Source organism: Micromonospora craniellae (assembly GCF_014764405.1).
In the GTDB taxonomy this organism is placed as follows: domain Bacteria; phylum Actinomycetota; class Actinomycetes; order Mycobacteriales; family Micromonosporaceae; genus Micromonospora; species Micromonospora craniellae.
In genome coordinates this window covers 5548341-5560898 of the sequence record NZ_CP061725.1, presented here as the reverse complement: position 1 = coordinate 5560898, position 12558 = coordinate 5548341, and the positions used below count along the sequence as shown (strand labels likewise).

Annotated in this window: 10 protein-coding genes and 2 pseudogenes; 6 read left to right on the top strand and 6 right to left on the bottom strand. The window is 73.1% G+C overall.

Translation table 11 applies throughout. The features are described from left to right. Window positions 1-55 precede the first annotated feature (55 nt). On the bottom strand, window positions 56-196 hold the full coding sequence (locus ID554_RS31950; RefSeq protein ID WP_223884729.1) for a hypothetical protein: 141 nt from the start codon (window positions 194-196) through the stop codon (window positions 56-58). Here ID554_RS31950 and ID554_RS25245 point away from each other — a divergent pair. Next, window positions 134-623, top strand: a pseudogene (locus tag ID554_RS25245) (hypothetical protein). The gene ID554_RS31950 and the pseudogene ID554_RS25245 overlap by 63 nt on opposite strands. 178 nt (window positions 624-801) lie before the next feature. Next, entirely contained in the window at window positions 802-2289 is a 1488-nt protein-coding gene (locus ID554_RS25240; RefSeq protein ID WP_117230576.1) for an acyltransferase family protein, read from the top strand. Here the strand turns inward: ID554_RS25240 and ID554_RS25235 are convergent. Together ID554_RS25235 and ID554_RS25230 are read right to left on the bottom strand one after the other, a co-directional pair. After that, on the bottom strand, window positions 2261-3751 hold the full coding sequence (locus ID554_RS25235; protein ID WP_117230577.1) for a CoA-acylating methylmalonate-semialdehyde dehydrogenase: 1491 nt from the start codon (window positions 3749-3751) through the stop codon (window positions 2261-2263). The two genes, ID554_RS25240 and ID554_RS25235, sit on opposite strands and share 29 nt — an antisense overlap. Further along, window positions 3748-5040 (bottom strand): aspartate aminotransferase family protein, encoded by a 1293-nt coding sequence (locus ID554_RS25230; RefSeq protein ID WP_117230578.1) that lies wholly within the window; start codon window positions 5038-5040, stop codon window positions 3748-3750. The genes ID554_RS25235 and ID554_RS25230 overlap by 4 nt, the downstream gene beginning before the upstream one ends. Before the next feature lie 237 nt (window positions 5041-5277). Here ID554_RS25230 and ID554_RS25225 point away from each other — a divergent pair, with 237 nt between their 5' ends. Further along, the gene (locus ID554_RS25225; protein WP_223884235.1) at window positions 5278-6357 is read left to right on the top strand and encodes a hypothetical protein; all 1080 of its coding nucleotides are present in this window, start codon (window positions 5278-5280) and stop codon (window positions 6355-6357) included. A 22-nt stretch (window positions 6358-6379) separates the two neighbouring features. On the opposite strand, the gene murD is transcribed toward ID554_RS25225, so the two are convergent. Further along, window positions 6380-7729, bottom strand: a complete 1350-nt coding sequence (murD, locus tag ID554_RS25220) for a UDP-N-acetylmuramoyl-L-alanine--D-glutamate ligase (RefSeq protein WP_117230579.1) — start codon at window positions 7727-7729, stop codon at window positions 6380-6382. A gap of 89 nt (window positions 7730-7818) precedes the next feature. On the opposite strand from murD, the gene ID554_RS25215 reads away from it, so the two are divergent. Beyond that, entirely contained in the window at window positions 7819-9174 is a 1356-nt protein-coding gene (locus ID554_RS25215) for a hypothetical protein (protein ID WP_117230580.1), read from the top strand. 124 nt (window positions 9175-9298) lie between these two features. Here ID554_RS25215 and ID554_RS25210 read toward each other — a convergent pair whose 3' ends face one another. Together ID554_RS25210 and ID554_RS25205 are read right to left on the bottom strand one after the other, a co-directional pair. After that, window positions 9299-11050, bottom strand: coding sequence for a PucR family transcriptional regulator (locus tag ID554_RS25210; RefSeq protein WP_449560071.1), 1752 nt, complete (start codon window positions 11048-11050; stop codon window positions 9299-9301). A 40-nt stretch (window positions 11051-11090) separates the two neighbouring features. Next, window positions 11091-11897: a TrmH family RNA methyltransferase gene (locus ID554_RS25205; protein ID WP_117230582.1), complete on the bottom strand. Its 807-nt coding sequence runs from the start codon at window positions 11895-11897 to the stop codon at window positions 11091-11093. A 77-nt stretch (window positions 11898-11974) separates the two neighbouring features. On the opposite strand from ID554_RS25205, the pseudogene ID554_RS25200 reads away from it, so the two are divergent. Together ID554_RS25200 and ID554_RS25195 are read left to right on the top strand one after the other, a co-directional pair. Next, window positions 11975-12375 (top strand): annotated as a pseudogene (locus ID554_RS25200) (Scr1 family TA system antitoxin-like transcriptional regulator). After that, window positions 12362-12550: a DUF397 domain-containing protein gene (locus ID554_RS25195; RefSeq protein ID WP_117230583.1), complete on the top strand. Its 189-nt coding sequence runs from the start codon at window positions 12362-12364 to the stop codon at window positions 12548-12550. Before ID554_RS25200 ends, ID554_RS25195 begins: the two are co-directional and overlap by 14 nt. The last annotated feature ends 8 nt before the right edge of the window (window positions 12551-12558 follow it).

Below are 12558 nucleotides of genomic sequence, written 5' to 3'. Positions count from 1 at the left end.
CCTCGGCTACGGCTTGTCCACGAGGTGTACCGCGACCAGCATGAACGCAGATCGATCAAGGAGGTGGGCGCCGATGTCCGGCACCGTCGTGCTCGGCCTCGATATCGGCGGTACGTCCACCCGGGCGCTCGCCGTGACCCTCGACGGCGACCGCCTCGGCACCGGCCGAGCCGGCGGCGGCAACCCCACGAGTCACGGTGCCACCCGCGCCGCCGGGGAACTCCTGACCGCACTGCGCGCGGCTCTCGCCGGCATCGACCCGACCCGGGTCCGCGCCGGTGTCATCGGGCTGGCTCGACAGCGGGACCGACCCGGGCGAACTCGGCCGGCGGGTGCTCACCGAACTGATCGGCTCCGCCCAGATCGCGGCCCGCCCCCGGGCCACCGTCGACGCGCTCGTACAGGCCGTCACCCGCCGCCCTCCGGTGGAATTGTCCCGACTCGCCCCGCTGGTGCTCGACGCCGCCGCCGTCCGCACCGAGGCCCGGCGACGCTGGCCACATGCACCGGTCCGACGGGCCGGGGACGGCGCAGCAGCAGCCGCCTGGCTGGCCGCCCGGGACCTCCCCGAGGCAACCGACCCGGCCGCCCTGCACGCCCGCCTGGTCCCCTCACTCACCTGACCCACCGGCCGCCCGTTCGCCATCCGCCGCTCTTTCTCCACCCGCCGTGCACACTCGCACTCGGGCATCCCACTTTGGGCACTCGTCTGGGACTCGCACTCGGACACTCAGGCACTCCGGAACGACTCCGGGGCTGTCAGCCGCACGCTCGCCGCCGCGAGCGCATACCCTCGGGATCATGCGCCGCCTGGCCCGACTCGCCGCCCGGACGCCGGCCGACCGTGAGCGCTACCTCGACCTGCTGCGGGCCATGGCGATCATGATGGTCGTCCTCGGGCACTGGGCGGTCGCGGCGATCCGCTACGACGAGCACGGGCAGCCCGACGGCCACTCCGCCCTGCCCGCGATCCCATGGGCCTATCCGCTGACCTGGGCGGTCCAGGTGATGCCGGTGTTCTTCCTGGTCGGCGGCTACGCCAACGCCGCCTCGCTGGCCGCGCACCGGGGGCGTGGCGGCGACGCGGCCGGGTGGCTGCTCGGGCGGAGCGCCCGGCTGTTACGCCCGACCAGCGCGCTGGTGCTGGTGCTGGCCGGGGGCGCGCTGGTCGCCAGGGTGGTCGGCGTCGAGCCGAGCATGGTGCGCACCGTCGTCTGGTTCGCCACGATCCCGCTGTGGTTCCTCGCCGCCTATCTCGTGGTGGTGCCGCTGACCCCGCTCATGTACGCGCTGCACCGCCGTTTCGGACTGGCCGTACCGGTCGCGCTGGCGTTGCTCGTGGCCGCCGGAGACCTCGGCCGGGCGGTCGGTCCTGAGGCGGCGGCCCTGCCCAACTACCTGCTCGGCTGGCTGGCCGTGCACCAGGTCGGCTTCGCCTGGTTCGACGCTCGCCGGGGGCACTGCCATCCGACCGGAAACCGCCCGGCCGGCGCCCGACTCGGCCTGCGGACCCGCTGCCTGCCGATGTCCCGCCGCGCCGCCCTGGTCCTGCTCGTCGCCGGTCTGGGGGTCGCGGTGCTGCTCACCGGCCCGGGCCCGTACCCGGTCAGTATGATCAATCTGCCCGGGCAGCGGCTGGACAACGCCGCACCGCCGAGCGTGGCATTGCTGGCCGTGGCCACCGCCCAACTCGGGCTGATCCTGCTGCTGCGGGAGCGGGCCGAACGGTGGCTGCACCGCAGCCGCCCGTGGCAGGCGGTGATCGCCGTCAACTCGGTCGTGCTCACCGTCTTCCTGTGGCACCTGAGCGCCGTGATCCTGCTGGTCGGCGCGCTGGACTGGCTGGGCGTCCTACCCACCCCTCCGGCCGGGTCGGCGGCCTGGCTGGCTTGGCGGCTGCCCTGGGTGCTGCTGCTCGCCGTGGTGCTCGCCGCGCTGGTCGCGGTCTTCGGCCCGATCGAGGCCCGCACCGGCCGCTCCACCGCGAGTCGCCGGGACGGGCCCGACGACTCGAAGCCCGCCCCGGCCCGGACCGACGACGGTGCCGCCCACCCGCCGGAAGACGGCCATCCACCAGGTGGCGGGCGGCCGATCAGCCGGCGGGCGGCCGTGCGCGGCGCGCTGACCGTCGCCGGTTTCGCCGCCGTCGGATACGCCCTGGTGGCCAACAGCGCCACCGCGAAGACCGCGCCTGAACCGCTCGGGCTGCCCGTCGCCGCCCTGGTCGCCTACCTGGCCGGGGCGGGCGTCCTGCGCCTGCTCAGGTCTGGGTGGGGAAGCCGAGGTTGACCCCGCCGTGGCGGGGGTCCAACCACCTGCTGGTGACCACCTTGCCCCGGGTGAAGAACGCCACCCCGTCGGCGCCGTGCGCGTGCAGGTCACCGAAGAGCGACGCCTTCCAGCCGCCGAACGAGTAGTACGCCATCGGCACCGGGATCGGCACGTTGACGCCGACCATGCCGGCCTCCACCTCGTGCTGGTAGCGGCGGGCCGCACCGCCGTCGTTGGTGAAGATCGCTGTGCCGTTGCCGTACGGGCTGGCGTTGACCAACGCCACCGCCTCGTCGTAAGAGCCCACCCGCAACACCGAGAGCACCGGGCCGAAGATCTCGTCGGTGTAGATCGACATGTCCGGGGTGACCCGGTCGAACAGCGTCGGACCCAGCCAGAAGCCGTCCGGGTCACCGTCGGGCGTCACGTCCCGGCCGTCCACCACCGCCACCGCGCCGGCCGCTACCCCCGCCTCGACGTAGGACCGGACCCGGTCCGCGTGCGCGGCGGTGACCAGCGGACCCATGTCGCAGCCACGCCGCCCGTCGCCGGTGCGCAGCCCGGCCACCCGGTCCGCGATCCGGGCCACCAGGTCGTCGGCGACCGGCTCCACGGCGACCAGCGCCGAGATCGCCATGCACCGCTCCCCCGCCGACCCGAACCCGGCGTTGACCGCCGCATCGGCGGCCAGGTCCAGATCTGCGTCGGGCAGTACCACCATGTGGTTCTTCGCACCGCCGAGCGCCTGCACCCGCTTACCGGCCGTGGTGCCACGCTGGTAGACGTGCCGGGCCACCGGGGTGGAGCCGACGAAGGACACCGCCCTGACCGTCGGGTGGTCCAGCAGCGCGTCGACGGCCTCGGCGTCGCCGTTGACCACGTTCAGCACCCCGTCGGGCAGTCCCGCCTCGGCGAACCACTCGGCCAGCAGCAACGCCGCGCTCGGGTCCTTCTCGCTCGGCTTGAGCACCACCGCGTTGCCGGCGGCGACCGCCACCGGCACGAACCACAGCGGCACCATCACCGGGAAGTTGAACGGGCTGATCACCGCGACCACCCCGAGCGGCTGCCGCAGACTGTACGAGTCGACCTCGGTGGAGACGTTCTCGCTGAAACCGCCGCGCAGCGCCGACGGGATGCCGCAGGCGTACTCGATGACCTCCAGACCGCGCTGCACCTCCCCGGCGGCGTCGGCGAGCACCTTGCCGTGCTCGGCCGTGATCACCTCGGCGAGCCGGTCCCGACGCGCGTTGACCAGCTCCCGGAAGGCGAACAGCACCGCCGTTCGCTTCGCCAGCGACGCGTCCCGCCAGGTACGCGCCGCGCGCTCGGCCGCCTCGACGGCGACCGCCACGTCCGCGGCGGAGGCCAGCTCCACCTGCCCGGTACGCCGACCGGTGGCCGGGTCGAACACGTCCCCGCGTCGGGTCGAGGTGCCGCCGACCCGCTTGCCGTCCACGAAGTGCCCGATCAGGTTCATCGAACAACCTCCACGCGGATCGCCTCGACCAGGATGGCCAGTCCCTCGCGGGCCTCCCCCTCGGTGAGCGTCAACGGCGGCCCCATCCGCAGGACGTTGCCGTGCAGGCCACCCTTGCCGACGAGCAGCCCACCCTGTCGGCACGCCTCGAACACCTTCCCGGTGAGCGCCGGATCCGGTTCGCCGGTGCCCGGCCGGACGAACTCCACGGCGAGCATCAGGCCCTTGCCGCGTACCTCGGCGACCTGGTCGAGCCCGGCCACCGCAGCGCGCAGGCCGTCGCCGAGGATCGCGCCGACCCGGGCGGCGTTGGCCTGAAGGTCGTGGTCGAGCAGGTAGTCCAGGACGGCGTTGCCGGCGGCGGCGCTGACCGGGTTGCCGCCGAAGGTGGAGAAGCTGATCGCCGGCACCGACTCCAGCACGTCCGCCCGACCGACCACCCCGGCCAGGGCGAACCCGTTGCCGATGCCCTTGGCGAAGGTGAGCAGGTCGGGCGTGACGCCGTGGGCCTGGTAACCCCAGAAGTGCTCGCCGGTACGCCCCCAGCCGGTCTGCACCTCGTCGGAGACAAGCAGGATGCTGTGCTCGTCGAGGACCTTCTTCCAGCCGGCGAAGAGGCCGTCCGGCGGGTGCACGAACCCGCCGACGCCCTGGATCGGCTCGGCGATCAGGCAGGCCACGTCGCCGGAGGTCTGGGTGGCGAGCACCTCGCGCAGGTCCTCCACCGCCGCGTCGATCCGGTCGCCCTCGGGCAGCCGGGCGAGCAGACCGCGAAGCCGCTCACCGGAGTGCAGCCAGGCCACCTGGAGCGGGTTGAGCGCACTGGGCGACCAGCCCCGGTTGCCCGTGACGCCCATCGTCGCGTACGTGCGGCCGTGGTAGCTGTTGCGGACCGCGAGGATCTGGTGCGAGCGGCGGTAGTTGGTCGCCATCAGCAGCGCGGCCTCGTTGGCCTCGCTGCCGGAGTTGGTGAAGAAGACCCGGGCGTCCGGGATCCCGGAGAGCCGGGCGATCTTCTCAGCCAACTCCACCTGCTGCCGGATCAGATAGAGCGTCGAGGTGTGCACGATCCCGCTGGCCAACTGTTGCTGCACCGCCTCGCGGATCTCGGCGATGTCGTAGCCGATCATGTTGGTCAGCACCCCGCCGAAGAAGTCCAGGTAGGTGCGCCCCTGCGCGTCGGTGACGCGGCGGCCTTCGCCGGAGACGAGTTCGATCGGCTCGGCGTAGTAGAGCGGCATCCAGGACGGCAGCACGGCCCTGTGCCGTGCCAGCAGATCGTCGGTCATCGTCGCACCCTTCGGTTCGCGGTAACCGCGACGGTGTCACCGCCGTCGCTGCCCGGACAAGAGCCAACGTGTCGCCCAGTGACCGGCACCCGTTGACAGAACGTCAACGCTTTCCGTCGTCGACCGCAGTTTCGACCACGTTTCCGGCAACGGACAGAGCCTCCTGCTCACGTTTTCCGCCAATCCTCCGCCGGTACGCCGGTCCGTGCAGCGTCACCGGCCGGTACGATCCGATCCGTGCCCGAGCGTCCCGTCCCACCGCCCGTGGCCGTGTCACCCCCCGACGCCGGACCGACCGGACCACCGCCGCTCACCGGTGGGCGCGATCCCGTCCCGCTGCCGTGCAGCGACCCTGCCGATCCGGCTGCCGCGATCTTCGACGGCATCAGCCGCTGGGTCGGCAGCCCGCCGATACGGGAGTTGGTGGCCGGCTTCGGCGGAAGGTGGCCCGCCGGCGACCTCGGTGCCGTGCTGGCCGCGCTCGACGGGTTCTCCGCCCGCCACTGGGACTTCCGGGCCGGGCGCGAGCGACCCGAGGCCCGGGAACCCGACCTCGACGAGCGCAGCGCCGCCCAGGTCCACGCCGCCGCGAGCACGCTCGGCCTGGTCCGGCCGCGACCACCGGCCCGCACCCGTTACGCGCACCTGGTGGTGCTGGGCGGCCTGGCCCACGCCTGCCTGCGGCGGGTCGCCTACGCCGCCCATCTGCTGCGCGGCGATGTCGGCGTCACCGGCGAGGTGGCGGTGCTGGGCAGCTACCGGCCGTTGTCGGAAGTGGAACGACGCACGCTCGCCGACGCCGGTGTGACCGGCTGCGACACCGAGGTCGACGTGCTCGACGCGGCGGTCCGGCGCACGTTCGGGCGCAGCGTGCCGGATTCCGAGGACGGCCTGGACGCCGGCCATCCGCACCACTCCTGGTCGTCGCGGACCTACCGGCCGACCGGGCTGCCGCAGGTGCGGGTACTGGCCGCCCCGTCCAGCGAGCCACAGCGGCGTCGCGCGCACACCGCCGACACCCAACGGTTCTGGGCCGAGCATGCCCGGCTCCTCCCCGACGAACCGGTCCTGCTGGTCACCGCACCGATCTACGTGCCGTTCCAGCACTGCGACGCGCTGCGCACCCTGGCCGTGCCGTACGGCTGCGAGATCGACACCGTCGGCGTCGACCCCACCCTGCCCGACCTGACCCGCCTGCCGGAGCCCACCCTCACCCCCGGCCGTTACCTCCAGGAGATCCGCTCGGCGATCCGTTCCATGCGTGCCCTGCACACCACGCTGGCCGAGGTCGGTCAGCACGCCCGCCGGACCGGCTGACGATCGAGAGGACCCGGGCCGCTCAGGCGGGGGCGGTGGTGCGTACCGCTTCGGCGAAGACCTCCGAGCGGTGCTCGAAGTTGCGGAACCGCCCGTAGCTGGGGGCGGCCGGCGACAGCAGGACCACGCCACCGGCCGGCGTGACCTGCCGGGCCAGGTGGACCGCGTCGGCCAGGTCCTCGACCAGGTCGGTACGCACCTTGGGCAGCCCGTCCAGCGCCTCCACGATGCGTGCCCCGCTGTCCGGGATGCCGATCACGGTCAGTTCCCGCTCGGCCAGGTGCTCGCGCAGCGGGGTGTAGTCGACACCCCGGTCGGCGCCACCGACGATCACGGTCAACGGCCGCCCGTCGTACGCATCGATGGCGTGCATGGCCGCGTACGGGCTGGTCGCCAGCGTGTCGTCGACGAACGTCAGGCCCGACGGGTCGCTGATCTCGGTCAACCGGTGCGCCAACCCCTGGAACCCGGCGACCGCCACGGCCAGCGTGTCCTTCCGGTCGACCAGGTCCACTCCCAGGGCGTCGAGCACGGCCAACGCCACGCACAGGTTGCCCTCGTTGTGCCGGCCGACCAGCGGCAGCACCGCCCGGGGGAACAACGGCTGGTCGACCCGGTGGAACCAGGGCGTACCGTCCGGCCCGGCGGCCACGTTCACCGACTCCGCGCTGCCGGCGCGTACCGCCGCCCGGTCGCCCAGCTCGAACGCCAGCCGAGGGTCGGCGCCGTTCACCACGACCGTCCGTGGGCCGTACGCCAGCAGGTTGAGCTTGTCCCGGTAGTACTCCCGCTCACCGCCGTGCGCGTCGAGATGCTCGGGGAACAGCGCGGTGACCACCGCGACCCGGGGCGAGTCGGTCAGGTCGCTGCACTGGTAGCTGGACAGCTCCAGCACGTACAGCTCGGACTCCGGCAGGTCCAGCGTCGGTACGCCGATGTTGCCGCCGAAGACGTTCGGCCGGTCCACCGCGGTCAGCAGGTGGTGGATCAGGCTCGACGTGGTGCTCTTGCCCTTGCTGCCGGTCACCCCGACGGTGCGCGGGCCGTGGTCGGCCATCCACAGCGAGGTGCCCTGGGTGACGGTGGCGCCCTGGCGACGCAGCTCCACCAGCCACGGGTGGGTCTGCGGCACGCCCGGCGACCGGACCACCACGTCGGCGGCGACCAACCGGGCCAAGCCCTCCTCGCCGGTGACCAGCGGGGCCGCCTCCGCCAGCGGCCCCTCCCAGGGCAGCGAGAGGAAGTTGGCGCTGTCGTCGACGGCGACCAGGTCGGCCGGGCCGTGAGCGGCGATCGCGATCACCGCGGCCCGGCCCTCCCGACCCGCCCCCCAGACGGCGACGGTACGTCCGCGCAGGTCAGACAGGCGCACAGCTTCTCCTCGGGTGTGGCGGCAACGGGGCACGTGCGGGGTCCGGCGGAGCCGGGCACGGCCGGACGAACCAGGGCCTAGTATGGCGTGTGCCCAATACGCAGCTGGCGCGGATGGACGCGTTCACCTTCCCGTCCTACTCGATCGATCTCTCGACCGGGGAGGCGTTGTTCGACTACGCCCTGACCGGGCCGGACGGCGAGCAACGATTCACCGAGGTGATCACGCTCCCGGTGCCCGACGAGTCACCGTCGGACGCCGCCGAGGCGGCGCTCGGCCGGGTGCTGGAGCTGCTGCACGTCGTGGCCGGCGTCAGCTACTACAAGGCCGCCGCGCCGGGGCAGCTGGTGCTGCCGGCGCCGCTGGGCCCGGCCGCCGCCGGGTTCGTCACCGCCGTCTACACCAAGGGCCTGGCCGAGTACGCGTACCGCAACCAGTTGCCGTACGTGCTCGAACTGGCCCCGGTGATCCCGGACGGCCGGGTCGCCGCCGCCCCGGAGTACGACAACTCCGGCCGGCGGCCCCTCTCGGCGGTCGGCGGCGGCAAGGACTCGATCGTCAGCCTGGAGGCGATGCGTCGCGCCGGCCTGGACCCGGTCCCCTTCTCGGTCAATCCGAACCACGTGATCAACGCGGTGAACGCGGCCTCCGGGCTCACCTCGCTGGCCGCCCGGCGACGACTCGACCCGGTGCTGTTCGAGTTGAACGCGGCCGGCGCCCGCAACGGGCACATCCCGGTCACCGCGATCAACTCGCTGATCGCGGTCGCCACCGCCGTGCTGCACGGGCTGGGCCCGGTGGTGATGTCCAACGAGCGCTCCGCGTCCGACCCGAACCTGATCTGGAACGGCCACGAGGTCAACCACCAGTGGTCCAAGGGGGTGGAGGCCGAAGGAATGCTCCGGGCGGCCCTCGCCGAGCACGCCGGGCTGGTCGAACCGTACTTCTCCCTGCTGCGCCCGCTGTCGGAGCTGCACATCGCCCGGCTGTTCGCCACCATCGACCGGTACGACGACGTGGTGACCAGCTGCAACGCGGCGTTCAAGCTGCGCGACGCCAGCGAGCGCTGGTGCCGCGACTGCCCCAAGTGCCGCTTCGTGTTCCTGGCCCTCGCCCCGTTCATGCCCCGCGAGCGGATCACCCGCGTCTTCGGCGGTGACCTGCTCGCCGACTCCACGCAGATCCCCGGCTACCGGGAACTGCTCGGCGTCGACGGGCACAAGCCGTTCGAGTGCGTCGGCGAGGTGGAGGAGTCGGTGGTGGCGCTCAGCCTGCTCGCCCAGCAACCCGACTGGCGGGACGCACCCGTCGTACGCGCCCTGGTAGCCGCCGTGCCGGACAGCGCGTGGGCGACGGCCGCCACCTCCGACGCCTTCACCTCCGGCGGCGGCCCCAGCTATGTCCCGCCCGCCTACACCAAGGCCCTGCACTCGCTGACCGAGTGACGGGCGTCAGCCGAGCCGCCCGCCACTTTCCCCGTCGATCACGGAGTTGTGGCAGTCGTTATCGACATCTTGACAGCATTTGTCCTCGCCACGACTCCATGATCGGCGGGGCGAGGGTGGACGGTCAGGAGGGGCGGATGGCGGTTAGGGCCAGGAGGGCGACGTGTAGGGAGAGGCAGGCGTCCACGGAGTCGAGGTCGACGTCGAGGATGCGGCCGATGCGGGCCAGCCGCTCGTAGAACGCCGGGCGGGACAGGTGCGCCGCGCTGGCCGCCGCCGACTTGTTTCGGCCCTGCTCAAGGTACGCCCGCAGGGTGCCGAGCAGGTGCTCCCGCGGGTGCTGGGCGTCGTACACCAGCAAGGCACCCAGCTCGCGCTCGACGAACGTCTGCAGGCGCGGCTCGTCGCGCAGCAGGTGCAGCAGCCCGGCGAGCCCGACGTGCGGCAGCCGGAAGATCGGCAGGTCCCGCCGGTCGTTGCGGGCGGCCTCGGCGACCTGCCGGGCCTCGATCAGCGACCGACCCGCCTCCCGCAGGCTGCCCACCCCCGCCCCGGCCGCGATGATGAGCCCTCCGGCCCCCCGGCCCGGCTCGACCCCTCGCCCGCCTCCGGCCGCCCGGATCGACGCCACATCGGCAGGTCGGGACTCGGGTCGGGTTCGGCGCAGTGCTGCGGCGAACGAGGCCAGCGCCCGGTCCTCCGCCGCCGGGTCGGGCAGGGCCAGCAGTGTCCCCACCGCCTGGTCGTCCACGGCGCTGGTCAGCCCGGTCAGGTTCGCCTCCCGCACCGCCTGGCCGACCGCCTCGGCCAGGTCCCGCAGCCGGGCCGGGCCGGGGTCACCGCCGTTGCCGGTGCCGGTGGGGCCGCTCTCCGGGTCGTCGGCCCGGTGCCGGACCACCACCCCGACCAGGTGCCGGCGTTCCAGCACCAGCCCGAGCCCTCGGGCTCGCAGGGCCACCTCGTCCACTGGGCGGGAGCGGTCCAGCAACGCGGTGAGCAGGGTGCGGTGGATCTGCCGTTCCAGGCCCTCGGCGTCCCGCCGGATCAACCGGCCCAGCGCCAGCGTCGAAGCGGCCCGCTCGACCAGGATGGTCAGCCGGGTCGGCGGCGAGACCGCGCCGGTCACCGCGTCCCTCACGGAGCTCCACTCGCCCCCGCCCGGCCAGCGCAGCAGCAGCCGCCCCCAGTCTTCGCCCCGCGCGCCGACCGTGGTGACCAGCCAGCCGCTGTCAGGGTCGTACACCGTGCGTCCGGCCGGCTGGATCCGCCGCGAGTGCTGCTCCCACCCGTCGAGCAGCAGCTCGGCGTTCTCTCGCGCCGGGTCGTACGCGAGCACCTGCCGGGACAGATTCTCCAACACCACCGGGCAGCCGGACAGCTCGGCGACCTGCCGGACCACCTCGCCGGGGTCGGCCCCCTCCACCGACAGCTCGGTGAACCGCTGGTGGATCTCCTCCGTGGCTCGCAACTCGGTGAGCTGCGCGTCCACGATCAGCGCGTGCACCGCCTCGGTGACCCGGACGAACGGCGTGGCCCGCCGCAACTCCACCAGCGGCATGCCGTGCCGCTCGGCGGCGGCGGCCATCACCCGGGGCACGCCGGTGTGATAACGGCGGCCCAACTCCACCACCAGCCCGGAGACGCCGACGCCGGCCAGATCGCCGATGAAGGCCCGCAGCCCGGCGTCCGCGCCGGGAAGCCCGATGCCGGTGGTCAGCACCAACTCACCACCCCGCAGCAGGGTGGCGATGTCCGGCACCTCGGCCACGTGCACCCAGCGCACCGGCCGGTCCAGCCCCGCCTCCCCGGCGACCAGGCGCGGCGCACCGTGGCGGACCGGGCCCAGCGCGAGAACCTCACGGACGGTAGGGAACACGAGCGACACGGTACCCGCAGGTCGACCCGAACCTCGACGGTCAGGCGTCGTCGCGGCCCAGCTCCCAGCAGGCCACGGCGGTGGCGGCGGCGACGTTGAGCGAGTCCACGCCCCGCCGCATCGGGATCACCACCCGTACGTCGCTGGCCGCCATCGCCGCCGCCGTCAACCCGGCCCCCTCGGCACCGAGCAGCAGCGCGGCGCGCTCCCGCTGGGCGGGCGTGAGCCGCTGGATCGGCACCGCGTCCGGGGCCGGGGTCATCGCCAGTACGGTGAACCCGGCGGCCCGCACCTCGTCCAGCGCCGCCGGCCAGGGGTCCAGCTTCGCGTACGGCACGGCGAAGACCTCGCCCATACTCACCCGTACGCTGCGCCGGTAGAGCGGGTCGGCGCAGGACGGCGAGAGCAGCACCGCGTCCACCCCGAGCGCGGCGACCGCCCGAAAGATAGCCCCCAGGTTCGTATGGTTGTTCACGTCCTCCAGGATCACCACCCGGCGGGCGGCGGCGAGCACCTCGGCCGCGCTCGGCAGCGGCGTGCGCCGGAACGAGGCGAGGACTCCCCGGTGCACGTGGAACCCGGTGGCCTCGCGCAACACGTCCTGGCTGGCGGCGTAAACCGGGGCGTCACCGGTGTCGAGGTCGGCGAGTTGGTCGACCCGCTTGGCGTCGACCAGGTAGGACCGTGCCGGGTACCCGGCACGCAACGCCCGGCGCAGCACCAGCTCCCCCTCGGCGATGAACAGGCCGTGCGGTGGCTCCCAGCGGGTCCGCAGCTCGACGTCGGTCAGCGCACGGTAGTCGCCGATCCGCTCGTCGTCCGGGTCGGTGATCAGGTGGACGGGCACCCGCCGATTCTGCCGGACCCGTCACCGCCGGCCACACCGGCGTACCCGGGGGGGGCGCGGGACGGGCGTTGGCCGGCATGAACCAGGACGAGTTCGGCAAGCGGACGAATGATTCGGCCTCCACCGTGTCGGCTGTCGAGACCGGCACCCGCCCGGTCGACCTGCCCTACGCCCGCCGCACCGACGCCATCATGGCCGAGCAGCTCGCCCATCTGCTGCGGATGGCGGACTTGTCATTCGTCGACATCCACGTCATTCCCGCGAGCGCCGGTCTGCACGTCGGGCTGGACGGGCCGTTGTCCCTGGCCCGGCTACGGGACGGCACCTGGAGAACCACCTCGGCGGCGAGGCGGCCGGCACCGAGGAGCGAGTAACTACACTTCTGGCCAAATGGGAATGCGTAAGGGGCGTCGCCCTTCCCAGAACCCTCTCGGTCGCCCTGATCAAGGAAGTTGAGAGCCAGCATGGACCTCAGTAACGCACGTTGGCGGAAGTCCACCCGCAGCGGCACCAGCAGCGGCGAATGCGTCGAGGTCGCCGACAACCTGACCGGTGTGGTCGCCGTGCGCGACAGCAAGGACCTCACCGGTCCGGTACTCGCCTTCGACCCCGCCGCCTGGCGGTCGTTCGTCGCCTCCGCCAAGCGCCACTGAGCCAGCGC

Coding starts and splice junctions, on each gene's coding strand:
- ID554_RS25240 (WP_117230576.1), top strand. CDS start 802: ATGCGCCGCCTGGCCCGACTCGCCGCCCGGACGCCGGCCGACCGTGAG.
- ID554_RS25235 (WP_117230577.1), bottom strand. CDS start 3,751: ATGAACCTGATCGGGCACTTCGTGGACGGCAAGCGGGTCGGCGGCACC.
- ID554_RS25230 (WP_117230578.1), bottom strand. CDS start 5,040: ATGACCGACGATCTGCTGGCACGGCACAGGGCCGTGCTGCCGTCCTGG.
- ID554_RS25195 (WP_117230583.1), top strand. CDS start 12,362: ATGGACCTCAGTAACGCACGTTGGCGGAAGTCCACCCGCAGCGGCACC.